Source organism: Streptomyces sp. NPDC000345, assembly GCF_042898825.1.
In the GTDB taxonomy this organism is placed as follows: Bacteria; Actinomycetota; Actinomycetes; order Streptomycetales; family Streptomycetaceae; genus Streptomyces.
Map to the genome: position 1 here is coordinate 109038 of NZ_JBIAZE010000008.1, position 23539 is coordinate 132576.

At 72.2% G+C, this 23539-nt stretch carries 21 protein-coding genes; 1 reads left to right on the forward strand and 20 read right to left on the reverse strand.

Annotated features, from left to right (window positions below; all coding sequences use genetic code 11):
• Positions 1–21: 21 nt before the first annotated feature.
• The 20 genes from ACFY30_RS20600 to ACFY30_RS20695 form a co-directional block, all read right to left on the reverse strand.
• Positions 22–1182 (reverse strand): dienelactone hydrolase family protein, encoded by a 1161-nt coding sequence (locus tag ACFY30_RS20600; RefSeq protein ID WP_390846610.1) that lies wholly within the window; start codon positions 1180–1182, stop codon positions 22–24.
• On the reverse strand, positions 1166–2197 hold the full coding sequence (locus ACFY30_RS20605; protein WP_390846844.1) for a pectinesterase family protein: 1032 nt from the start codon (positions 2195–2197) through the stop codon (positions 1166–1168). The genes ACFY30_RS20600 and ACFY30_RS20605 overlap by 17 nt, the downstream gene beginning before the upstream one ends.
• Positions 2198–2201: 4 nt before the next feature.
• A complete protein-coding gene (locus tag ACFY30_RS20610; RefSeq protein ID WP_390846611.1) occupies positions 2202–3320 on the reverse strand; it encodes a pectinesterase family protein in 1119 nt (372 codons plus the stop codon).
• A gap of 120 nt (positions 3321–3440) precedes the next feature.
• A complete protein-coding gene (locus tag ACFY30_RS20615; RefSeq protein WP_390846612.1) occupies positions 3441–4754 on the reverse strand; it encodes a polysaccharide lyase family 1 protein in 1314 nt (437 codons plus the stop codon).
• An 18-nt stretch (positions 4755–4772) separates the two neighbouring features.
• Positions 4773–5567 carry a rhamnogalacturonan acetylesterase gene (locus ACFY30_RS20620; protein WP_390846613.1) on the reverse strand — a complete coding sequence of 265 codons (795 nt, stop codon included), beginning with the start codon at positions 5565–5567 and terminating at the stop codon, positions 4773–4775.
• 95 nt (positions 5568–5662) lie between these two features.
• Positions 5663–7000, reverse strand: coding sequence for an ABC transporter substrate-binding protein (locus tag ACFY30_RS20625; RefSeq protein WP_390846614.1), 1338 nt, complete (start codon positions 6998–7000; stop codon positions 5663–5665).
• A 51-nt stretch (positions 7001–7051) separates the two neighbouring features.
• Complete coding sequence (locus tag ACFY30_RS20630) at positions 7052–9043, reverse strand: pectinesterase family protein (RefSeq protein ID WP_390846615.1); 1992 nt, start codon at positions 9041–9043, stop codon at positions 7052–7054.
• Between the two features lie 32 nt (positions 9044–9075).
• Complete coding sequence (locus tag ACFY30_RS20635; protein WP_390846616.1) at positions 9076–10638, reverse strand: family 43 glycosylhydrolase; 1563 nt, start codon at positions 10636–10638, stop codon at positions 9076–9078.
• Positions 10635–11486 (reverse strand): PmoA family protein, encoded by an 852-nt coding sequence (locus ACFY30_RS20640; RefSeq protein ID WP_390846617.1) that lies wholly within the window; start codon positions 11484–11486, stop codon positions 10635–10637. Before ACFY30_RS20640 ends, ACFY30_RS20635 begins: the two co-directional genes overlap by 4 nt.
• On the reverse strand, positions 11486–12664 hold the full coding sequence (locus ACFY30_RS20645) for a Gfo/Idh/MocA family protein (RefSeq protein ID WP_390846618.1): 1179 nt from the start codon (positions 12662–12664) through the stop codon (positions 11486–11488). Before ACFY30_RS20645 ends, ACFY30_RS20640 begins: the two co-directional genes overlap by 1 nt.
• The gene (locus tag ACFY30_RS20650; protein ID WP_390846619.1) at positions 12661–12858 is read right to left on the reverse strand and encodes a hypothetical protein; all 198 of its coding nucleotides are present in this window, start codon (positions 12856–12858) and stop codon (positions 12661–12663) included. The genes ACFY30_RS20645 and ACFY30_RS20650 overlap by 4 nt, the downstream gene beginning before the upstream one ends.
• Positions 12855–13754 (reverse strand): carbohydrate ABC transporter permease, encoded by a 900-nt coding sequence (locus ACFY30_RS20655; RefSeq protein WP_390846620.1) that lies wholly within the window; start codon positions 13752–13754, stop codon positions 12855–12857. The genes ACFY30_RS20650 and ACFY30_RS20655 overlap by 4 nt, the downstream gene beginning before the upstream one ends.
• A complete protein-coding gene (locus ACFY30_RS20660) occupies positions 13751–14686 on the reverse strand; it encodes a carbohydrate ABC transporter permease (protein WP_390846621.1) in 936 nt (311 codons plus the stop codon). The genes ACFY30_RS20655 and ACFY30_RS20660 overlap by 4 nt, the downstream gene beginning before the upstream one ends.
• Before the next feature lie 79 nt (positions 14687–14765).
• On the reverse strand, positions 14766–16532 hold the full coding sequence (gene araD, locus ACFY30_RS20665; RefSeq protein ID WP_390846622.1) for an L-arabinonate dehydratase: 1767 nt from the start codon (positions 16530–16532) through the stop codon (positions 14766–14768).
• The gene (locus ACFY30_RS20670) at positions 16529–17440 is read right to left on the reverse strand and encodes a dihydrodipicolinate synthase family protein (RefSeq protein ID WP_390846623.1); all 912 of its coding nucleotides are present in this window, start codon (positions 17438–17440) and stop codon (positions 16529–16531) included. Before ACFY30_RS20670 ends, araD begins: the two co-directional genes overlap by 4 nt.
• Positions 17437–18105, reverse strand: a complete 669-nt coding sequence (locus ACFY30_RS20675) for a GntR family transcriptional regulator (RefSeq protein ID WP_390846624.1) — start codon at positions 18103–18105, stop codon at positions 17437–17439. Before ACFY30_RS20675 ends, ACFY30_RS20670 begins: the two co-directional genes overlap by 4 nt.
• 180 nt (positions 18106–18285) lie before the next feature.
• Positions 18286–19038 carry an MBL fold metallo-hydrolase gene (locus tag ACFY30_RS20680; protein WP_390846625.1) on the reverse strand — a complete coding sequence of 251 codons (753 nt, stop codon included), beginning with the start codon at positions 19036–19038 and terminating at the stop codon, positions 18286–18288.
• 75 nt (positions 19039–19113) lie between these two features.
• Positions 19114–19707: a TIGR03086 family metal-binding protein gene (locus tag ACFY30_RS20685; RefSeq protein WP_390846626.1), complete on the reverse strand. Its 594-nt coding sequence runs from the start codon at positions 19705–19707 to the stop codon at positions 19114–19116.
• Positions 19708–20222: 515 nt separating this feature from the next.
• Positions 20223–21386, reverse strand: a complete 1164-nt coding sequence (locus tag ACFY30_RS20690) for a hypothetical protein (protein WP_390846627.1) — start codon at positions 21384–21386, stop codon at positions 20223–20225.
• Complete coding sequence (locus tag ACFY30_RS20695; RefSeq protein ID WP_390846628.1) at positions 21383–22384, reverse strand: 5-dehydro-4-deoxyglucarate dehydratase; 1002 nt, start codon at positions 22382–22384, stop codon at positions 21383–21385. The genes ACFY30_RS20690 and ACFY30_RS20695 overlap by 4 nt, the downstream gene beginning before the upstream one ends.
• Positions 22385–22597: 213 nt before the next feature.
• On the opposite strand from ACFY30_RS20695, the gene ACFY30_RS20700 reads away from it, so the two are divergent.
• Positions 22598–23407 (forward strand): NAD-dependent epimerase/dehydratase family protein, encoded by an 810-nt coding sequence (locus ACFY30_RS20700; RefSeq protein WP_390846629.1) that lies wholly within the window; start codon positions 22598–22600, stop codon positions 23405–23407.
• Positions 23408–23539 lie beyond the last annotated feature (132 nt).

Genomic DNA, 23539 nt, shown 5'->3' on the forward strand with positions numbered 1-23539 from the left:
CGTGCGGGTGGGGGGGACGGTTCACAGGACGGTGTCGAGCCAGTGGAAGACCTCGTCCTGCATGCGGTCGACGAAGACATGGCCCAGGTCGGGCCAGGTCCTCAAGGACAACCGCTCCTCGGCGTGACGGGAGCGCCAGACGGCGCGCAGTTTCTCGTGGGCGGTGCGGACGCCGTCGGCGGGGAAGAGCGGGTCGAGCCCGCCGGCGAAGAACAGCATCGGCCGGGGTGCGGCGATGCTCGCCACGTCGGGGAAGTCGAGGTACCGGGGAAGCCCCGGGTGGAGCATGTGGTACGAGGACTGCCCGCGCAGGGTGTTGTTGCCGGGCACCATCATTTCCTTCAGGCCGGTCATCCAGCAGACGGCGGCCGCGGCGGCGAGGTCGTCGCTGAGCGCGGCCGCCTGCCAGGCGCGGAACGCGCCCATGGAGAACCCGACGGCCGCGACCCGGCGGGCGTCCACGTGGTCGAGGCCGGCCAGGAACCCGGCGGCCCTGGCGTCCTCGCGGGCCATGAGTCCGGCGAGCGAGGAGCCGAGGTGGTAGAGGTTCGAGGCGAGGGCCTGCTGCTGGTCGTGGGCGAGCGGGCCGCGGTCGCCCCAGCCGAGGGCGTCCGCGCACAGCACGACGTACCCCCGCCGGGCCAGTTCGTCGCCGACGAACCGCCCGCTGAAGTACCGGTCCGCCCACGCCTGGGCGGAGGCGAGCCGGACGTCGTCGTCCCAGGGCCGGACCAGCTTCTCCTTGCCGATGTCGAACTTCGCCCCGTGGTCGTGCAGAAGGAGCACCGCCGGGAAGGGGCCGGGTCCGTCGGGGGTGAGGAGGGCGGCGCGGACACGTTCGTACCGGGTGAGGGAGAGGGTGACCGGCCGGGCGGTGTAGCCGTCCCGCCGGACGGGCGGGCCGTACTCGGGGGCGTACGGGGTGCCGTCCTCCCGCTCGGCGATCAGCAGTTCCTCGACCTTGGCGCGGGCGGCCCGGCGCCAGGCGCGGAAGTCGCGGACCGGGGAGTTCCCCCAGGCGAGGGGGAAGGTCAGCGCGGCCTTGAGGGCGGGGTGGAAGTCGGGCAGCGGGCCGTCCACAACGGCCGCCTCCGCGTCGGCGGCGGCCGTGCCGGCCAGCAGCGCGGCCCCCGTCCCGACCATGAACGCCCGCCGCCCCACCGGGTCACGGACGCCGCTCATACGGCCTCCAGTCCCCGAGGTACGTCCGCCGGGTGTGGGTGGCCGCCTCCTCGGCCGTGAGCTGCGGGCGGTTCTCCGGCACCGAGATCAGCGCGCCGGGGCCGGAGTTGGCGTACTCGCGAAAACGCATGGTCTGCCAGGGGTAGGCGTCCCGCATGTTGGTGTAGGGGGCGACGGCGTCGATGCCGGGGCCGATCCAGGTGTCCCGGACGACGAGGGAGGGCCAGGCGGTCGTCTCGTACGTCGGCACCCAGGGCCGGGCGATCTTGTACGCCGCGTCCTCGGCGCCGGAGGTGATCCGGCCGCGCAGGGCGAGGAAGCCGTAGGGGTTGGCCCGGGCGGTGGCGGGTGCGAAGACCATGCCCTTGGGGGTGAAGCCGACGTCCCGCTGGAGGGTGTGGAAGTGACAGGCGTCGAACACCGCCCGGGCCCGGCCGAAGACGAAGTCGACGTCTCCTTCGACGTAGCAGTGGCGGTAGTACTGCCGGTCGAAGGCCTCCAGCCCGGTGGTGTCCGCGAAGAGGGTGTCCTGGTGGGCGAGGAAGCGGACGTTCTCGAAGTGGCTGCGGTCGCCGGTGACACAGGCGGCGACGGCCTGGGTGCCGGTGATGTCGGGGTGGTCGGCGCGCAGCCAGTCGTTGGCGAGGGTGAGGTCGCGGACGGTGAGCCCGGGGGCGGCGGAGGTGAAGGTGGCGGAGCCCGCGGTGCCGTAGGTGCCCGAGCCGTCGGGCCGCTGGGTGCCGTTGGCGTTGTCGTGGACGATCACGGCGGCGCGCGGGTCCCGGCTCGCGCCCCGCAGGGTCAACTCCCCCTTCCTCGCGGGGATGTTCACGACCTCCCGGTACGTTCCCGGGTGCACGACGATCGTCCAGCCGGGGCCGTCGGCCCTGTCCACGGCCGCCTGGACGGAGTCGCCGGGGCGTACGTGCAGGACGCGGCGGCTGTGGGCGTGGGCCGGAGTCGTCCCGAGCAGGGCGGCGCCGGTGAGGCCGGCGAGGAGGGTGCGTCTGCGCAGCATGTCAGCACTCCCCCTTCCAGGGCTCCCAGTCGCCCAGGTAGGTCTCCCGGGTCGCCGACCGGGCCTGTTCGCCGGTGAGTTGGGGGCGGTTCTCGGGGACCGTGATCCGGGCGCCCGGCCCGGTGTTGCGGTACTCGGCGAACCGCTGGTTCTGCCAGGGGAAGGAGGCGGACATGTCGGTGTACGGCGCCACCGCGTCGATGCCGGCGTCCAGGCGGGTGTCGCGGACGGTGAGGCTCGGGCGGGCGGTGGTGTCGGAGCTGGGCACCCAGGGGCGGGCCAGCTTGTAGAAGGCGTCGGGGGCCTCGCTGCTGATCCGGCTGCGGGTCACGAGGTAGCCGCGCGGGTTGGCGCCGGCCGTGGAGGGGGCGAAGACGAAGCCGTACGGCGCGGCGGCCAGGTCGGTGCGGTTCAGGGTGCGGAAGTGGCAGTGCTCGTAGACGGCCGTGGCCCGGCCGAAGACGAAGTCGACGTCGCCCTCGACGTAGCAGTGGGCGTAGTACTGCCGGGCGAAGACGGCGAGGGAGGTCGAGTCGGCGTACAGGGTGTCCTGGTGGCCGAGGAAGCGGCAGTGGTGGAAGGCGGAGCGGTCGCCCTGGATCTTGATGGCGACGGCCTGGGTGCCGGTGATGTCGGGGTGGTCGGCGCGCAGCCAGTCGTTGGCGAAGGTGATCCAGCGGGCGGTGAAACCGTCGGCCTGCACGGTGGTGGTGGCCGACCCGGTGGTGCCGTAGGTGCCGCCGCCGGGCTTGGGGGTGCCGGCCGCGTTGTCGTGGACGATGACGACGTCCCGCGGGTCCTCGGAGGCGCCGATCCAGGTGGCCTCGGTGCGGGTGGCGTCGACGGCGACCGTCTCGCGGTACACGCCCGGCGCGAGGACGAGGGTCCAGCCGCTGCCGGTGGTGGCGGCGACGGCGGCGCGGACGGAGGTGAAGTCGCCCCGGCCGAGCGGGTCGACGTACAGGGTCTGGGGGGTGAGGCGGGCGGCCGGGGTGCCGTGGCGGCCGAACGGGCCTCGTGGGCCGGGGACGGCGGCCCGGGCGGACGGGGAGGCGAGGCTCAGGGCGGCGGTCGTGCCGGCGGTCGCGGCGAGGAACCGCCTTCGGGAAAGGGGGCGCATGCGGGTGCTCCTTGGCGGTGCGGCTCTGCGGGAGGGCCGGGCGACGACGGGTCGCCCGGCCGTCGTGCGGAGGGCCGGGGTGACGACGGCAGCCGCCGCCCCGGCCTGCGTACGGACGGATCAGCCCAGGCGTCCCGCGCCCGCGCCGCAGTCGACGATCCGGGGGACGGACCTCGCGGGGTCGACCTTGGTGCGCAGGGTGGGGGTCCAGCCCGCGCCGGACTCCAGGACCTCGCCGGGGATCTCGGCGTTGTGGACGGCGATCAGGTCGGTCTCGGCGCCGTTGACGTAGTTGTCGGCGGCGGTCAGCGGGGAGACGTTCCACCGCTTGAGCACCTTGGCGGCGCTGACCCCGTCCGGCAGGGTGAACGCGTTGTGCTCGGCGACGAGCCGGGACTCCTTGCCGATGCCGAAGCTGTAGGAGTAGTCGCTGTTCGCGACGAAGTGGTTGTTGTAGGAGTCGACCTGGCCGAAGCGGACGCGGGGCGCGCGTTCGACGAGGTTCGAGAACAGGTTGTGGTGGAAGGTCACCTTGAGGTGCCCGCGGTCCCCCGCCGCCGTCGACTCGCTGTCGCTGTTGCCGATGAGGATCGTCTTGTCGTGCTCGGTGAAGACGTTCCAGGAGGCGGTCACGTAGTCGGAGCCGCGGACGATGTCGAGTTCGCCGTCGTGCTGCTGGTAGAGCATCCCGAAGTAGGTGGGGGCGGCGCTGTCGGGGTGGGACCCGTCGGTGAAGGTGTTGTGGTCCAGCCAGACATGGGTCGAGCCGTAGACGACGGCGGTGTCGTACTCGGAGTTCCAGTTGCCGTTGGAGCCGTCGGTCGGGTCCCACTGCGGGAAGCAGTCGATGGGCGACTCGAAGGCCAGGTTGCGGATGATCACGTTGTCGACAGCCTTGATCTGCAGGCTGACGCCCTTGAACCCGGCGTTCCTGCCGATGCCGACGATGGTGGTGTTGGCGGGGACGCTCGCCTTGACGGCCGCGTCCTGGTTGGCCTGGGACACGCGCCGCAGCCCCTCCGGGCTGTCGTCGGGCTCGGCACTCAGGTCGGTGTCCAGCCCCCACGCCTCGGGCGAGTACGCCGCGAGGTAGGCGTCGAAGTCGTAGCCGGGTGCGGCGAAGGCGTCGCACCCCTCGGCGACGGCGTCGATGACGCCCTTCACCTTGATGATCTTCGGGGCGGAGCCGCCGGCGGCGAGGGCGGCCTTGAACTCGGCCCAGGTGGTGACCGTGTACACGTGGTCGGCGTCGGCGGCCGACCCGCCCGTGGTCCCGGTCCCGAAGGAGGCCCAGCCGTCGTCCGCGGCCAGGACCTGCCGTCCGAGGTCGCGGGAGGCGGCGTGGGCGGAGGCGGTGCCGGTGACGGACAGCACCAGCGCGGTGCACCCCACCAGGGCCGCTATGACACGTCCATGACATTTCTGTGTGCGCACTGTGCGGGTCTCCTCTTGTTACGTCAGCGGCTCGGGCCAGGTGATCCAGGACGGGGGGATCTCGTCGTGCAGCCGGACCACGTCACGCGGGCCGAGCACCCGCGTGCGCAGCAGCTCCCGCGCGACGAGCCGCGCCACGGCGATCGCGCCCGGCGGATTGAAGTGCGTGTTGTCCTGCTCGGTGTCGGTCCAGTTGAAGTAGGTCTTGGTCGTCTCGACCCCCAGCTCCTGCCAGAGCGCGAGCGACAGCGCCTGGAGGTCGAGCAGGGCCACCCGCTCCTCCTCGGCGAGGGCGCGCATGGCGGCGGGGTACTCCCCGTGCGTGGGCACGGCGTTCCCCTCCGTGTCGAACCTGCGCCGCTCCACCGGCGTGGCGAGCACCGGCCGCGCTCCCTTCGCCCGGGCGCCGGCGATGTACTGCCGCAGGTAGTCCTGGTACGTCGTCCAGGGCTCGGTGTAGCGCGTGGGATCGGTGGTCTTCTCGTCGTTGTGCGCGAACTGGACGAGGAGGACGTCCCCCGGCCGGATCGCCGCGAGGACGGCGTCGAGCCGCCCCTCGTCGATGAAGCTCTTGGAACTGCGCCCGTTCACCGCGTGATTGGCGACGGGCAGGCCGGACCGCAGGAAGAACGGGAGCGCCATGCCCCACCCCGTCTCGGGGGCGGCGTCGGAGTACTTCTGGGCGGCTGTGGAGTCACCGGCGATGTAGATCGTCCGCTTGCGTCCCCCGGCACGGGCGGTACCGGCCGCCGCGACACCGAGGGGAAGGGCGGCGAGTGCCGCCGAGGTGACCTGCCTACGGGTAAGGGACATGAACACACACCTCTCGAGAGTTCTCGGGGGCGCGGGGAACTGCGCGACCGGCCACGACGGACCCGCAGCTCCCCGCGACGGCAGTCACCCGACGGCTATCCGTGGTTCTTCTTCCAGTCCGCCTGGGCGGCGTTCAGCTGCTCGGCGAGCGTGTCCAGGAAGTCCTTCGCGCTCATCTTCCCGAGCAGCACCTTCTGGAAGTTCGGCTCGTTGTCGGCCTTGGAGATGGTGTTCCAGTCGGGCAGGTAGTAGGGAAGCTGCACGATCTTGGTGCCCTCCCCGGACAGCGCCTCGGCGGCGAGCTTCGTCGGCTCGGACGACTGCACCCAGCTGTCCTGCGCCGCCTCCAGGTTCGCCGGCACCTGCCCGGCCGTCTCGTTCCACTTGCTGTTCGCCTCGTGCGACGCGGCGAACTCGATGAACTTCCAGGCGGCGGCCTTGTTCTTGCTGGACTTGAACAGCCCGAGCCCGTCGACGGGGTTGGAGACCTGCACCCGGGTGCCGTCGTCCAGGGTCGGTGCCGGGATGCCCTTGAACTTGCCGGCGAGGGCCTTCTGGTGGTCGGCGTAGGAGCCGAGGTTGTGGCTCAGCATGCCGATGGTGCCGCTGTCCCACTGGGCGACCATCTTGGTGAAGTCGTTGTTGACGTCGGCGGCCGGGGTGTCCTTCTTGTACAGGCCGACGTACTTCTCCAGCGCGGCCACGTTCTTGGGGTCGTCGACCGTGGTCTTGTCGCCGCTCCAGAACTCGGTGATGCCGCTCTGCCCGTAGGTGGCGTCGAGCGCCTGGGCGATGGACCCGGCACCACCGCGGATGGTGTAGCCGAACGCGTTCTTCGACTTGTCGGTGAGCTTGTCCGCGGCCGCGTAGAACTTCGTCCAGGTCGTCGGCGCGTCCAGCCCCGCCTGCTCGAAGAGGTCCGTGCGGTACCAGAGGGTGCCGTTGTTGGCCGAGGTCGGCACCGAGTACGTCCTGCCGTCGATGCCGGCCGCCTTGACGCTGTCCAGGAACTTCGCGTTGAGCTGGCCGTTCAGGTCGCTCTTCTCGATGCGGCCGTCGAGCGGTTCGAGGGCGCCCTGTGCGGCCACCTCGGCGAGCATCGCGGTGCCCACGCCACCGACGTCGGGCAGACCGCCGCCCTGGATGGCGGTGTCGTACTTGGACTGGACGCTGTCGGCCGGGACACCGACGTACTTGACCTTGATGTCCGGGTTCGCCTTCTCGAAGTCGGCGATGATCTCCTTCCAGATGTCGGTGCGGACACCGCCGTTGTTGTCCCAGAAGGTGATCTCGCCCTTGCCCGAGCCCTCGTTGCCCTTGTCCCCCGCGCTGCCGCTGCCGTCGTCACCGCAGGCGGTGGCGGTCAGCGCGAGCACGGAGCCCAGGGCGACGGCCAGGGCGGCGCGCCTGCTTCTGCGGATGCTGCTCTTCATGTGGTCGGCTCTCTTCTTCTGGATCCAGCGGAGTGATGAAGTTGTGGGGGGTCAGTGGGTGGCGCGGACGTACGGCGCCCAGCCGTCCGCACCCTCGAGGTAGTGCGCGACGGTGTACGTCGACGCGTCCTCGTCGCTCAGTTGCGGCCGGTCGGCCGAAGGGACGGCCCCGGGGCCGTGGTTGCGGTACTCGGCGAACCGCGCGTCCCGCCACGAGAAGCCGCTCATGTCGGTCCACGGCGACGGCTTGACCGCCGCCGGCAGCTCGGTGTCCCGGATCAGCACCTGCGCGACCGCCTCCGGCTCTCCGCCCGGATGCCAGGGCCGGCCCAGGTGGAAGCTCTGGCCGGGGGCGTCGCTGACGACCTTCGAGCGGGTGATCAGGAAGCCGTACGGATTGCCCCTCCAGGTCGAAGCGGCCGTCAGGTAACCGTTGTTGGTGGCGGAGCCCCGGCTCAGCAGCCGGATCACGGACCGCTCGATCACGGTCGTGGCCCGCCCGTAGACGAAGTCGACGTCGCCCTCGATGTAGGAGTCGCGGAGGTAGACCCGGCTGACGGTGGTCAGCCTGGGGCTGTCGGTCATCAACGTGTCCTGGTTGCCCAGGAAGGCGGTGTCCTCGAAGACGATCCGGTCACCGGTCGTCTTCATGGCGAGGGCCTGCTCGCCGTTCAGCTCGACCGCGGCCTCGTCGAAGTCGTTGCTGAAGGTGAGGTGGCGGGCGGTGACGTCGTTCGCGGCGATCCGGACGGTCGCGCTGCCCGTCGAACCCCCGTACGCGGCAGGGGTGTCGTGGACGATGACGGTGTCGGAGCGATCGTCTCCGGTACCCAGCAGCACGATGTGCGGTCTGGTCGCGGGGATGTAGACCTTCTCGCGGTACGTGCCCGGCGCGACGGCGACGGTCACGGTGTCGGCGTTGCCGTCGGGCACGGCGTCCACGGCGGCCTGGACCGTCGGGTAGGCGGCCGGTACGTCGAGCACGACACCGAGTCGCCGCTGCGGTCCCGAGAATCGCTCGACCAGCGCGGGCACGGCGGCCGCCGGATCCAGCCGGTAGTCGTAGAACGCGCGCGGATCGAAGGCCGCGCCCCACTCGTCGGTCCGCCCGCTCGTGTTCCTCAGGATCGATCCGCGCTGCACCAACTCGGCCGTCGCGTCGGCCTGGTAGGGGTGCTGCACCCCGTCGTAGTAGCTGTTCTCGATGACCATCCTCGTGCGGCCCCGGGACCAGTTCCCGTACGTCCACACCGGGTCGCCGTCGGCCACCTGGGCGGACAGGTAGTTGTTGTACAGATGCGCGTAGGCGCAGTTGTCGGCGGAGGGGTTGCGCTGCTTGGTGCCGGTGAACCAGTTGTGGTCGATGGTGATCTGGGTGAGGACGTTCGTCGTCCAGCCGATTCCGAAGGCCTTGTTGTGGTTGCTGAACCGGTTGTAGGAGACGGTGACGTACTGGCTGTCCTTGCGGATGTCGAGCAGCCCGTCGCCCATGTGCGTGAAGCGGTTGTGGTCGATCCAGACGTGGTCGACGGTGTCCATCTGGATCGCGTCGAAGTCGGTGGTCTTGCCGTCCCAGTCGCCCTCGACGTACGAGTCCCGGATGGTCAGATTGCGGATGATCACGTTGTGCGTGCCGGGGTTCAGATGCAGCTCCCCGTGCACGATCTCGCCGGTGTCGCCGACGCCGATGATGGTCTTGTCCGAGGCCACGACGATGTCCGAGCCGAAGGGCTCGACGGCGACCGAGCCCTTGACCCGGATGACGTACGGCTCCTCGGCGGCCGCGTACTCGGCGAGCGCGGCCTGGTCGGTGACGGTGACGACCTTGCCACCGGCGCCGCCGGTGGTGCCGCCGGCGAGGGAGGCGAAGCCGTGGGCGGGGTCGCTCCAGCGGTCGGCGGCGGAAGCGGGTGCGAGTGCCGGGGACACCGGTGCGGCGGCCCTCGCCTCGACCGTGCCGAGGCCGAGGGCGGCGAGGAGACCGGCGACCGCGGCCATCACCACGCCGGCTCTCGGCAAGCGCTTGCTATGGAAGTGCGTCATTGCGGCTCCCAACAGGCGTACAGGGGGAAGAGTCAGAGCGGTCTGATCCGGAACTCCGTGAACGAGGCCGCTCCGGCGTGCCCCGTTCCGGCCGGGGCGGCGGCGAAGAGACCGAGCAGGGCGCCGACCCAGCGCCAGGGGGTGGCGGCGAAGACGGGGCCGGAGAAACGCGGGCCGTCGCCGAGGTCGTGGGCGAACCGGCACCGTGCGCCCGCGCCGATCTCGATCCGCAGGCGCGCCCGGCCCTCCGGGGCGAGCCGTGGATGGCCGGCGTCCCGTTCCCGGTCCGCCACGGGTTCGGCGAAGCGGTGTACGAGGTGGACCGTCCCGTCGGTGCCGCGCTGGAGGCCGATCCAGCCGAACGCGTCGCCGAGGACCGCGAGTCCGGCGCGGGCGCCCGGTTCCTCGCCGTGCAGTGCCAGCTCCACCTCGACGGCCGACGGGGTTCCGGGCAGCCGCTGGGTGAGGACGTTCGGGAGTCTGCGCAGGTCGTGCGCGTCCGCCGTGCGGACGCAGGACAGGCGCAGACCGTCGCCGGAGTGCTGGGTGGCCCAGCCGTCCTGGGGGTTGGCCGTCCACTGCCACTGGCGGCCGAAGCGTCCGCCGGGGAAGTCGTCGTCGGTGGCGGGCGCGGCCGGCGGCTGAGGGGGCAGGGCGGGCCGGGGGTGTTCGAGGACGGGGGCGCCCTCGTCGCCGAACACCGGCCAGCCTCCCCCGCTCCCGGCCTCGCCCGAGCGGGAGGCGCCCCCGTCGCCCCAGCGCATCGGCTGGAGGTGCACCACCCGGCCGTGGGCGCCGCGCTGCTGGAAGTGCAGGAACCAGTCCTCACCGGACGGGGTGCGCACCCAGCCGCCCTGGTGGGGGCCGTTGACGTCGGTGTCCTTCTGCTCCAGGACGATCCGCTCCTCGTACGGCCCGAAGAAGTCCCGGGCGCGGAAGGCGCCCTGCCAGCCGGTCTCCACTCCCCCGGCGGGCGCGAGGATCCAGAACCAGCCGTCGTGCCGGTAGAGCTTCGGGCCTTCGAGGGTGAACCAGCCGGGGATGCGGTCCCCGTCGACGATCAGCTTGCCCTCGTCGAGGAGTGAGGTGCCGTCGGGGTGCATACGGTGGCCGGTGAGCCGGTTCTTGATCCCCGCGCGGGACTTGGCCCAGGCGTGGACGAGATACGCCTCGCCGGTCTCCTCGTCCCACAGCGGGCAGGGGTCGATGAGTCCCCTGCCCTCCTTCACCAGGTGCGGGCGGGTCCAAGGGCCCCTGATCTCGGGGGCGTTGACCTGGAAGATCCCCTGGTCGGGGTCGCCCCAGAAGATCCAGAAGCGGTCGTCGTGATGGCGCAGGGACGGGGCCCAGACCCCGCAGTCGTGGCGCGGTGTCCTGAACTCGGCCGCCGGTTCAAGGCGTTCGAGCGCGTGCCCGACGAGCGTCCAGTTCACCAGGTCGCGCGAGTGCAGCAGCGGCAGGCCGGGGGCGCGGCCGAAGCTGGAGGCGGTGAGATAGAAGTCGTCGCCGACGCGGACGACGTCGGGGTCCGACCAGTCGGCGTTCAGGATCGGATTCGTGTATGTCTCACACGTCTCGGGGGTCCCGTACGTCACTGGCTCACCGCCTTCCGGACCAGCGCCGCCGCCTCGTCCCGGCCCAGGCGGCCGTCGGCGACGACCGTGACGACGCGGCGGACGGCCGTCTCTCCGGGCGGGACCGGCAGCCGGGACTGCGAGGCGAGGGAGGAGCCGACGCCCGGGTACTCGGTGGTGCGGACGAACCAGGGGTCGCGGCGGGTGGCGTCGGTGGCGCCCGCGAAGACCAGGGTCCAGCCGGCGCCGGCCAGGGCCAGCCAGTCGGCGGGGCGGCCGTGCACCTCGTCCTCGCCCTCGCTGCCGGCGGTGAAGACCTCGGGAGCGGTCTCCTCCTTGCGGGCGCGCCAGAAGAAGCCTCCGTAGGCCGCGCCCGGGCGTCCGTTCGTCGCCGGGCTGCCGATGGACAGCGGGTCCGGGGTGACGTTGGTGAGGGAGAAGGTGAAGTCCAGCGCCCAGGCCGTGTCGGTGAGTTCGGTGGCCGCGACGGTACGGCGCTCGCGCAGCAGCTCGGCTCCCGAGGCGACCCAGCGCAGTTCCTCCACGAAGCCGTCGGGGTCGCGCAGCTGGAAGGAGCTGTGCCGCTGGGTGCCGTGGTTGTCGAGCTCGGTCGGGCCCCGGTCGCGGACGTAGGTGCGGCCGCCCCAGAAGTTGTGCCCCTCGACGTCGGGAACGGCGACACCGACGCCGAGGTGGTGGGCGTGGTCGGCGGGGGTCAGTTCGGTGACCGCCGTGCCGGCCAGGGTGGTGACGGGGTGGAGGTAGGGGCGCGGGGAGAGCCGGGCGGGCAGCTCGGGCCGGATGACGTAGCGGCCGACCGGGCGGCCCGCGACGCGCAGCACGACCGGTGCGTCGGGTGCCTGTGCCATCAGGTGCTCACCTCTTTCGGATGCGCGGTCGTGAACGCCCAGGGGGCGCCCAGTTCGGAGTAGAGGGCGAGGGTGTCGGCGGCGGCCGCGACCAGTCCGTCGATGCCGGGCACGACCCGGCGCTCCTCGTCCTTCAGCAGGTGCCAGGTGTCCTGGCCGAGTTGCACGGGGTCGGGGGCGATGCGGATGGCCTCGACGACCCGCATGAAGGCCTCGGTGGCGGCCGGCGGGACGAGCAGCCGGGTCCCGTCGGAGAGGTGCTCGACGAGGTTCTCCAGCAGGTCGGTGCGGCCGTACTCGAACTCCTCGGGGCCGTGGCCGGCGCGCTGCAGCAGGACGCGGTCCTGCTTGTACCAGTAGGTGATCCGGCCCCGGTCGCCGTGGACGACGACGTACGGATCGTCGGGGTCCTCGGCGCACAGGGTCGCGGCGACGACGACCGGGAGGCCGTCGGCGGTGGTGATCCGGACGCAGGAGGTGTCGTCGGACTCGATGGCGTTGGCGTGCGCCAGTTCGGTCTCGATGCCGGTGACGTCCTCGGCGCCGGTGGCCCCGGCCAGGGCGAGGGCGGTGGCGACGGCGTGCGCGAGCGGGTTGGTGAGGGCACCGTCGATGACGTCGACGCCGTTCAGCCGGCGCCTGCCCGCCCACGGCGCCCGCCGGAAGTACGCCTCGGCGCGGGCCCAGGCCCCGGCGCCGCCGACCCCGGCGATCTCGCCGATCGCGCCGTCGGCGATCAGCTCGCGGATCGCGGGCACGGCGTGCGAGCCCAGCGACTGGAAGCCGATCTGGCAGACCACCCCGGCCTCGGCGACCCCGTCGGCCATCCGGCGGAACTCGGCGTAGGACGGGGCGGGCGGCTTCTCCAGGAGCAGGTGCACACCTCGCGCGGCGGCGGTCAGGGCCAGGTCGGTGTGGGTGGGGATCGGGGTGCAGATCACCGCGATCCGGGCGCCGGTGGAGTCGAGGAGCGCGCCGAAGTCGGCGGACTGCTCGGGGGTGCCGAGGCCCTCGGGGATCTCGCCCGGGGTGAGCGGTGTCAGCTCGCAGAGGCCCGCGAGCCGGACGATCCCCTTGTCCTGGAGCCGGCGGATGTTGTCCAGGTGCCAGCGGCCGTGGCCGCGCGCGCCCGCGAGGACGACCGGGACGGGTGCGCTCATCGGCTCGGTGGTGCTCATGGGGTCCTCCCTGCGCCCGCGCCGTGGGCGACCGCACGGTCGGCCGCCCCGGCGCTGTCGATCTTTCCGTGCAGGGTAGGCGTCCGGCCGGCGTCGGCGGCCGGGGTCTCGCGGCCGATGTCCCGGGAGTCGGCGTGCGCGGGGACGCGCAGCACCCCCGGCAGGGCGGCGGCCGTGGCCCGACGGATCCTCATCCCTTCACCGCCCCCGCGCTGAACCCGGTGATCAGCCACTTCTGGATGAAGGCGAACACGATCACGACGGGGACGGCGGCGATGATGCCGCCCGCGGCCAGCGCGCCGAGGTCGACGCTGTCGGCGCTCATCAGGGTGTTCAGACCGACCGGGATGGTCTGCTTGGTCTGGTCGGAGAGGAACATCAGGGCGAACAGGAAGTGGTTCCAGGCGTGCACGAAGGCGAAGGAGCCGACGGCGATCAGCCCGGGACGCAGCAGGGGCAGGACGACGATCCGGAAGGCGGTGAACCGGTTGCAGCCGTCGACCCAGGCGGCCTCCTCCAGGGAGTAGGGCACGTTCCGGATGAAGCCGCTGATCAGGATCATCGACAGGGGCAGCTGGAAGACCGTCTCGGCGATGATGACGCTGCCGAGCGAGTTGATCATCTGCAGCTCGGCGAAGATCTGGAAGAGCGGGACCAGGAGCAGCGCGCCGGGGACGAACTGGGTGCACAGCAGGGCCAGCATGAAGCCGCGCTTGATCTTGAAGTCGAAGCGGGCCAGGGCGTAGCCGCCGGCCAGGGCGACCAGGGTGGTGAGCAGCAGGGTCGCGACGCCGGTGAGGACGCTGTTCTGGAAGTAGATCCCGAAGTCCCGCTCGTTCCAGACCTTCTCGAAGTGCTCGAAGGTCATCGGCCAGGGCACGAGGGAGGTCGAGCCGGCCGGGCGGAGCGCGAACAGCAGGATCCAGTAGAAGGGGACGAGGGTGAAGACCAGGTAGATCGACAGGGGGACGTAGATCTGCCAGCGGGGGACCTCGTCCCAGGCGCGGTGCTTGCCGCGCGGGCGCCGGTCGGCGGCGGGGGTCACGGGCACGGGGGCGGGCGCGACCTCGGGGGCCTCCTTGGTGATCACTTGCCTTCACCTCCGAACTTGCTCAGCCGCAGATAGACCATCGAGCAGAAGAGCAGGATCACGAACGCGACCGTGGTGAGGGCGGACGCGTAGCCGAAGTTGTGGGCGTCGACGCTGGTGTTGGCGATGTAGAGCGGGAGGGTGGTGGTCTCCCCCGCCGGGCCGCCGCCGGTGAGCGTGTAGAGCAGGTCGACGTTGTTGAACTCCCACACCGCGCGCAGCAGCGTGGACAGGACGATGGCGTCCTTCAGGTGGGGCAGGGTGATGTGCCAGAACTGCTTGAGCCGGCTCGCCCCGTCGACCTCGGCGGCCTCGTACAGGTCTCCGGAGACGGACTGGAGGTCGGCGAGGATGAGGATCGCGAAGAACGGGACACCGCGCCACAGGTCGGCGACGATCGCCGCCGGGAAGACGGTGGAGGTGTCGGACAGCCAGCTGGTGCCGTAGGAGCCTATGCCCATGTCGGCGAGGTAACGGGTGATGCCGGTCTGGGAGTTGTAGAGCAGCACCCAGATCGCGGAGGTCAGCACGCCGGAGACGGCCCACGGGGAGAAGACCAGGGCGCGGCCCAGCGCCCGGCCCACGAAGGTCTGGTTGACGATCAGCGCCAGCGCCAGACCGAACAGCAGTTGCAGTCCGACCTCGACGAAGACCCACTTGGCACTGAAGGTCAGCGTGTCCCAGAACTGCGGGTCGTCGGTGAAGGCGTGGACGAAGTTGTCGAAGCCCGCGTAGCCGTTCCGCCACGGCTTGGTGGGGTTGTAGTTCTGCAGGCTGTAGTAGAAGACGCTGATCACCGGGTAGGCGATGAAGCCCAGCATCAGCAGGGCCGCCGGCGCGATCAGCAGGTACGGAAGCCTGCGGGGCGTGGCGGAGGCACGGCGCCGCCGGGGTGGCGCGGGCGGCTTCGCCACGGCTGCGGCTTGGGCCATGACTGTTCTCCGTTCTCGGGTACGTCGTGCAGGAAGCGCTTTCTCCATGCGCAGGGGTGTGCGCTGTCGTGCTGCCGGTTCAGCCCGCGTAGGGGTCCGCGACCTTGCCCGGGCGGGCCAGGAACTCGAAGTCGCAGCCGGTGTCGGCCTGGGTGATCTGCTCGCTGTAGAGCGCGCCGTAGCCCCGCTCGTAGCGGGTGGGCGGCGGGGTCCAGGCCGCCCGGCGCCGCTCCAGTTCCTCGTCGTCCACGTGGAGATGGAGGGTGCGGGCGTCGACGTCCAGGGTGATCGTGTCGCCCGTACGGACCAGGGCGAGCGGGCCGCCGACGTACGACTCCGGTGCCACGTGCAGGACGCAGGCGCCGTAGCTCGTGCCGCTCATGCGGGCGTCGGAGATCCGGACCATGTCCCGCACGCCCTGCCTGAGCAGGTGGTCGGGGATGGGCAGCATGCCGTACTCGGGCATGCCGGGCCCGCCCTTGGGACCGGAGCCCCGCAGCACCAGCACGCTGTCGGCGGTGATGCCCAGGTCGGGGTCGTTGATGGTGCGCTGCATGGTCTTGTAGTCGTCGAAGACGACCGCGGGACCGGTGTGCTTCAGCAGGTGCGGCTCGGCGGCGATGTGCTTGATGACGGCGCCGTCCGGGCAGAGGTTGCCGCGCAGCACGGCGACTCCGCCCTCCGCGGCGACCGGGTTGTCGCGGGTCCGGATGACGTCGTCGTCGTGCACCCGGGCGCCGGCGATCTGCTCGCGCATCGTGTCGTACGAGACGGTCGGCCGGTCCAGGTGGAGCAGGTCCGGGATCCGGGAGAGGAAGCCGGGCAGACCGCCGGCGAAGTGGAAGTCCTCCATGAGGTACGTCCGGCCGCCGGGGCGGACGTTGGCGAGGACCGGGACCGTGCGGGCGATGCGGTCGAAGTCGTCGAGGGTGAGGCGGATGCCGGCGCGGCCGGCCATGGCGATGAGGTGGATGACGGCGTTGGTGGAGCCGCCGAGACCGAGGACGGTCGTCACGGCGTCCTCGAAGGCGTCACGGGTGAGGATGCCGGAGAGCTTCCGGTCCCGGTGGACGAGTTCGACGATGCTCATGCCGGCCCGGGCCGCCATCCGGTCGTGCCCGGAGTCCACGGCCGGGATGCTGGAGGCGCCCGGGACCGTCACGCCCAGCGCCTCGGCGGCGGCGGTCAGCGTGGACGCCGTGCCCATCGTCATGCAGTGGCCCGGCGAGCGCGCGAGACCGTTCTCCAGCTCGGCCATCTCGCAGTCGCCGATGAGGCCGGCGCGCTTGTCGTCCCAGTACTTCCACATGTCGGTGCCGGAGCCGAGGACCTCGCCTCGCCAGTGGCCCGGCAGCATGGGCCCGGCGGGCACGAAGACGGTGGGCAGGTCGACGCTGGCCGCGCCCATGAGCAGCGCGGGGGTCGTCTTGTCGCAGCCGCCCATCAGGACGGCCCCGTCGACCGGGTACGAGCGCAGCAGCTCCTCGGTCTCCATCGCGAGCATGTTGCGGTAGAGCATGGGCGTGGGCTTCTGGAAGGTCTCGCTGAGGGTGGAGACCGGGAACTCCAGCGGGAAGCCGCCCGCCTGCCACACGCCCCGCTTGACCGCCTGGGCGCGATCACGGAGGTGCACATGACAGGGGTTGATGTCCGACCAGGTGTTGAGGATCGCAACCACCGGCTTGCCGAGGTGCTCCTCGGGGAGGTAGCCGAGCTGGCGGGTGCGGGCGCGATGGCTGAAGGAGCGCAGACCCTCGGTGCCGTACCACTGGTGGCTCCGGAGTTCCTCCGGGCGCTTCACGGGGCGCTCGGCGCGGTCGTCGGCATGATCGTCGAAGCGCTTCATATGGACCACCCCGCGGCGATCGCGGCGACCTCGGCGCGCTCGCCCTCCGGCAGCGGGCGGCTCGGCGGACGGACGTCACGGCGGCACAGGCCCAGGGAGGCCAGAGCTTCCTTGACGACCACGACGTTGTTGGCGGAGCCGTTCGCGGCGCGCAGCTCCTCGAAGCGGCGGATCTGTTCCCAGACCTTCATCGCCGCCGGATAGTCCCCCGATCGAAGCGCTTCGATCATGTTCAGCGAAACGGCCGGGGCGACGTTCACGAGCCCCGAGGTGAAGCCGGTGGCGCCCGCCGAGAAGTAGGAGGGGGCGTAGGGCTCGGCGAGGCCCGCGACCCAGACGAAGCGCTCCAGGCCCGCGTCCCGGGCGAAGGCGGCGAAGCGGGCCGCGTCCGGGACGGCGTACTTCACGCCGACCACGTTCGGACAGGCGTCGGCGAGTTCGGCGAGGCGCTCGCCGTGCAGCTGCGCGTTGCGGATGTACGGGACGACGCCCAGCTCGGGCACGGCCTCGGCGATGGCCCGGTGGTAGTCGACCCAGCCGCGCTGCGAGACGTAGGGGTGGACCGGCTGGTGGACCATCACCATCTGGGCGCCCAGCTCCCGGGCGTGCCGGGCGGAGGCGACGGCGGTGGGGACGTCGTGACCGACCCCGACGAGGACGGTGGAACGCTCCCCCGCCTCGTCGATCGTCAGTTCGGTGACGAGCCGCCGCTCCTCGGGGGTGAGGGCGTAGAACTCGCCGGTGTTGCCGTTCGGGGTGAGGGTGGTGATCCCGCCGTCGAGCAGACGGCGCAGCAGGGCCCGGTGGGCGGCCTGGTCCACGGAGCCGTCCTCGGCGAACGGGGTCACCGGGATCGCCACCACGTCGGCCAGGGCCGCCCGCTGGGTCTCGAACGCCACGCTGCTCATTCCTGACCTTCCTCTGCCTGGATGTCGTCGGCCGTCTCGGGGAACGCCCGGTGCACGAAGGACGCGATGTGGGCGTGGAGCGCGCGCGCCGCCCCGTCCGCGTCACCGGCCAGGGCGAGCCGCAGGATCTCGCGGTGCTCGCCGGCCTCCCGCTCCCAGGAGGGCGAGGCGGCCCAGGCGACGGCGGAGACCAGGGCGGCCTGGTCGCGGACCTCGTCGAGCATCCGGCCGAGCAGCGGGTTGCCGCACGGCAGGTACAGCGCGCGGTGGAACTCCCGGTTGGCCAGGGACCGTTCGGCGGTGTCGGTCGCCTCGTCGGCCCTGGTCAGCGCGGAACGCGCCGCGTCCAGGGAGGCTCCGCGCCGCACGGCCCGTCGCAGCGCCTCCGGTTCGAGCAGCAGCCGTACGTCGTAGACCTCGCGCGCCATGTCCGCGTCCACCATGCGCACCGTGACGCCCTTGTACTGGCTCATGACGACCAGTCCGGTGCCGGCCAGGGTCTTGAGCGCCTCGCGCACCGGGGTCTTCGACACCCCGAACTGTGCGGCGAGCTCGGTCTCGACCAGGGCCTGACCCGGCGTCAACCGCCCGGTGAGGATGCGGCGTTTGATCTCCTCCAGCACGTACTGCGTGCGGGACGGGATCGGCGTGGGCACAGAGGTCATGCGCGCCTCTCGGATCTCACGGATCACGGATCTCGGATCGGATCTCACATATCGCGTCTCATATATGACGTACGAAGTACGACGCGTTGAAGGTAGGAGGGCGCCTGTGTTTCGTCAATGCTTCTGACAAAGGAAGTTGAGGTTGCGCCTCATGGGGCGCCGGAAGGGATCGGGAGGGGATCAGAACGGGATGGTCTCGCCCTCGCGTGCGGCGCGGGTCGGCCCGCCGAAGGCGGCGGCGGCCCGGGCGGTCGCGGACTCCCTGGTCAGCGTGGGGCCGACGTGCGTGACGTACAGCTCGCGCACTCCCGCCTTGCGGGCGGCGTCACCGGCGTCCTCCGGCGTGAGGTGGACCTGTTCGCCATCGCGATGTCGGTCGGTGTCGGCCTCGCACAGGAACATGTCCGCCCCGGAGGCGAGTTCACCGAGGGCGTCGCACGGCCCGCTGTCCCCGGAGTACGCGAAAATGCTCCCCTGGGACTCGGCGCGCAGTCCGTACGTCTCGGTGTCGTGCGCCACCGCGCGGGAGGTGAGGCGTACGTTCCAGTGCCGGACGGTGTGGCCGTCGTACAAGGGACGGAAGTCGAAGACGCCGCTCAGGAAGCGTACGTCGGGACGCCCGAAGAAGCCGGCCAGGCGCCGGGCGCAGTCGGTGGGCGCGTACACCCGGACGGGGACGGGCGGGGTCATCCCGCCGTAGGCGAACGCGTAGGCGGCGGCGAGGAGATCGGCGCTGTGGTCGGCGTGCAGATGGGAGATCCAGATCGCCGTGAGCCGCTCCGGATCCGTGTGCCGCTGCAACTCGGCGAACGTTCCGGGTCCCGCGTCCACCCATATCTCGGCGCCTCCGCCGCGCAGCAGGTAGCCGGAGCAGGGACGGCCCGGCCGGGGGTGCGGGGAGGCGGTGCCGAGGACGGTGAGACTGAGGGGCATGCCGGTGAGCGTACGGATCCCCCGCGGCCGGGTGCGCCCTTATTCCGTATGTCTGCGCCAATCTCACAAGGCCGTCTACGGTGTCCAGCCCGGATCACGTCCGCTGAGCCCGACCGCCCGGTCGAGCAGCGGGGCGTCCCGCGGGACGGGCACGACGGGGCCGAAGATCCCGTCGCCCCGGTCCGACTCGTCGGCGGCCGCCCGCAGGAAGGCGTACGACGCCCGCAGCGCCGCCGGGTCGGGGGCGTACTCCTGGCCGGTGGCCCGGGCCAGGTCCCAGCCGTGGATCACCAGCTCGTCGGCGGCGACGGCGGCGGCGACCGCGCCGGGCATGTCGAGGCCGCCCGCACGGGTCATGCCGGTCCAGGCGGCGGGGTCCCGCCAGGCGTCGGCGAGTTCGTCGAGCAGCCTGGGCAGCGCGGTGCGCCAGCCGGGTCCGAGGTCCGCCGCGGCGGCGTCGGGCGCGGTGCCGGTGAGGGTCCCCGGCCCCTTGCGCGCGGCGTCCCGGAAGGCGGCGGCCAGGCCGGTGAGATGGCCGAGCATGTTCCGGACGGCGCACCCCGGGCAGGGGGTGCCGTCCGCGAGCTGCTCGTCTTGGACGGCCGCCGCGAGGCGCGCCACGATTTCGGTCTGGGGTCCGAGGTCGAGTGTGGTCGTCGTGTCGGTCATGAGGGGTGGACCGCCCGCACCCCCGAAACTCATCGCTCCCCCGAAGCCACCCCACCCGCACGCCGCCCGCCCGTCCACCGGAACCGCCCCCACCCGGGAGGCGTCGCCCCGGAAGCCTCACGCGGGCGGCTCCGCCCCCGCCGGCAGGTGACGCACCGGGGCCCGGGCCCGCACGGAAGCGACATCGTCGGGGACTCCGCCCCGCCCGGGGGCACGCACCCCGTCGGGGCCCGGTGTGCCCCCGCCGCCCCGGGTGTCCCACGTGGTGTGCATGGTGTGTGGCAGCGGGCCGCGGTGCGCGGCGGTCGGCCGGGGCCGAGGGAGGCGCAGGGGCCGGGTGCGTGCAAGCGTCGCAGATGGCTGCCGCGGTGAGCGGGGAATCCCTGGGGCCCGGTTCCCCGCGGCCGGAACGGGCGGCGCCCAGCCCACCAGCCTCCCCCGGGGCTCCCCTGTCCGGCGGTCCCCGCCGCCGGGTGCGCGGCGCCCCACACGGCGGGCCCCCGGGGCGCCCCCGTTCAGCGGGCCCTCAGCGCCTCCCTTACGGCTGCCAGGTCCGCGTCGGATGCGAGGCCCGCGTGGTACAGGCGGATCTCCGTCGCGCCGAGGTCGCGCGCGCGGGCCGCGTCGGCCGTGAGCGTTCGCGGGCTGCCGCCCATGCCGGAGACGACGCCGAAGTTGGCGGCGATCACCGCGCCCTCGGCGCCCTGTTCGGCGAAGGGGGTCAGCAGGCCCGGGCCGCCGGCGCACGGCACCACGACACCGTCCGCGACGGACAGGACGTGGGCGGGGTCGACGCCGGGGTTGGCGCCGACGTGGTACGTCACCGGGTCGGCGTGCAGCAGCACCTGGAAGCCGTCGGGGGCGGCCGCGCGGACGGCGGCGACGGCCGCCTCCTGGAGGGTGCGGGCGGTTTCGTCGCGCCACGCGCGCGTGGCCGCGGCCGTCTCCTCCCCGAGCAGCTTCTCGACGCCCGCCCAGCCCCCGTCGTCCGGCTCCCCCTGCCACAGCGGCCGGAGTGCCTCCCGTACGGCGGCGGCGAGCGCGTCGGCGTCCAGGCCCCGGGCGCCGTAGCCGGCCCGGCAGGCGGGGCAGAAGCAGAGCGCCATCAGGTACTGGCCGGCGTCGCCGAGACCGACCCCGCCGGTCTTGTCGTGGGCGTGCAGGTGCTGGAGGCCGTACCAGCCGAGGGACTCCAGTTCGGTGCCGCGCGCGCCGGGGCGTACGGCGGCCTCGGCGGCGAGGTCGACGAGGTACGCGCGCGTGGCGGGCTGGGCGATGCAGGGCGCCCAGGGGTAGCGGTCGCCGTAGGCGTTGACGACGGAGGTCCGCGGATGGTCGGCGCCCAGCCGGGAGTTGTGGGCGAGGACGACCCAGGTGTGCACCTCCAGGCCGACGTCCGCGAGGGCCCGGGCTGCCTCGCCGTACGCGTCGCCGGGGGCCCAGTCGCCGGCCGCGTACGGGCGCAGCTCCCGGCCCTCCCAGCGGCCGTCCGCGGGGTACAGCACGGCCGCGTGCTCGGCGGTGACGATGCGGTGGCGCGGGTGGCGGGGGGTGAGGGCGCGGGTGGAGTGGTAGGCGGCGGCGAGGGTCACCTGTTCCACCCCGAGGGAGGCGATGCGGGCCGGGGCCTCGGGATCGCCGTTGACGTCCCAGGGGTAGACGAACGTCGACGCCTTCACTTGTCCTCCTCCAGGAGCGCGTGTCCGCGCTCGATCACCTGGGCGAGCTGCTTGACATGATCCTCGCTCGGTTCGTGCAGCGGCGGGCGGACTTCGCCGACGTCGAGGCCGCGCAGCCGGACGCCCGCCTTGACGAGGGAGACGGCGTAGCCGCGGCCCTGGGCGCGCAGTTCGACGAAGGGGCGGTAGAAGCCGTCGAGCAGGCGGTGGGCGGTGGTCTCGTCGCCGGTGGTGAGCGCGCGGTGGAAGGCGAGGGCGATCTCGGGGGCGAAGCAGAACACGGCGGAGGAGTAGAGGGTGACGCCCAGGGCGCGGTAGGCGAGCTGGGTCTGCTCGGCGGTCGGCAGGCCGTTGAAGTAGAGGAAGTCGCCGGGGGCCTCGGTGCGTACGGCGCTGACGAACCGCTGCATCAGGTCGAGGTCGCCGAGGCCGTCCTTGAGCCCGATGATCCCGTCGGTGCGGGCGAGTTCGACGACGGTGGCGGGGGTGAAGACGGCGTTGTCGCGCTGGTAGACGATCACGGGCAGTTCGGTGGCGGCCGCCACCTCCCGGTAGTGCCGCAGCAGGCCCTCCTGGGCGGCGACGACGAGGTAGGGCGGCAGGGCGAGCAGCCCGTCGGCCCCGGCGGCCCGCGCGAGCCTCGCGTAGCGCACGGCGAGGGCGGTCCCGTACCCGACGCCCGCGACGACCGGCACCCGTCCGCCGGTCTCCTCGACGGCCGCCCCGACGCAGGCCCCGAACTCCTCCGGCGTGAGCGCGTGGAACTCCCCCGTGCCGCAGCAGGCGAACACGGCCGCGGCGCCGGCCTCCACGCCCCGGCGCACATGCGCACGGTAGACGTCGAGGTTCACGGAGCCGTCGGCGCCGTAGGCCGTGACGGGGAAGAACAGCGGTCCGCCGGGGACGCGGAGGCGTGCGGAGAGAGGGGCGGCGAGAGGGGCTGACGTCACGGGCTCTCCCTGGAACGACGCGTGCGTTCTTCTGACCGGTGTCCACATTTCTGAACACGCTCACCCTAGGGAGCCCGTTCCGGCCAGGTCAAGCGCGGACACGGCACGTCAGGGCCGGAATCACCAGGTCCGCGGGACACTTGACGGAGGATGCCGGAGATCCTTAGCGTGTCCAAGCATGTGAATAACGTCCATGCATGCGGCCGGTAACGAGCTCCGTGCATGCGGCGGTCCGGCCGTCGACCGCAAGGAGACCCGAGGATGCCCGCTCCCCGTACCGTCCTGCTCACCGGCGCCGCCGGCGGCCTCGGCACGCTGATGCGGGACCTGCTCCCCGACTACGGCTACGCACTGCGCCTGTTCGACCTGCGCCCCGTCGAGGGCGAACCGGACGCGATCGTCGCGGACCTCGCCGACCGGGAGGCCCTGAGGGAGGCCGTCCGGGGCGTCGACGCGATCATCCACCTCGCGGGCATCTCCCTGGAAGCCCCCTTCGAGAAGATCCTGAAGGCCAACATCGAGGGGACGTACAACCTGTACGAGGCCGCCCGCGAGGAGGGCGTCGGACGGATCGTCTTCGCCTCCTCGAACCACGCCGTCGGCTTCACCCCCCGCCCCCGCGGCGACGACCCCCTGATCCCGGTCGACACCCCGCACCGCCCGGACACCTTCTACGGCCTGTCCAAGTCCTTCGGCGAGGACCTCGCCCAGCTCTACTGGGACAAGCACGGCCTGGAGACGGTGTCGGTGCGCATCGGCTCCTGCTTCGCCGAGCCCACCAGCGTGCGGATGCTGTCGGTGTGGATGAGCCCCGCCGACGGCGCCCGTCTCCTCCACGCGGCCCTGACCGCCGAGGACGTCGGCCACACGGTCGTCCACGGCTCCTCCGCCAACACCCGCCTGTGGTGGGACCTGTCGTCGGCCCGGGCGCTCGGCTACGAGCCGCAGGACGACTCCGAGCCGTACGCCGAGAAGCTGATCGCCGAGCAGGGGGAGCTGGACCCGGACAACATCGCGCACGCCCACCTGGGCGGCCACTTCGTCAGCGACCCGCCGATCTGGCCGTACTGACGCGACGCCCTGCCCGACACCACGGCGCACCCTCCCGCCGGCACGCCGCCCGCACCGGACCTGGTCCACCGCCGCACACCCGCTGTAGAAATTCCCCATGGGCCCCGCGGGGCCCGAACGGGCGGTCCGGGG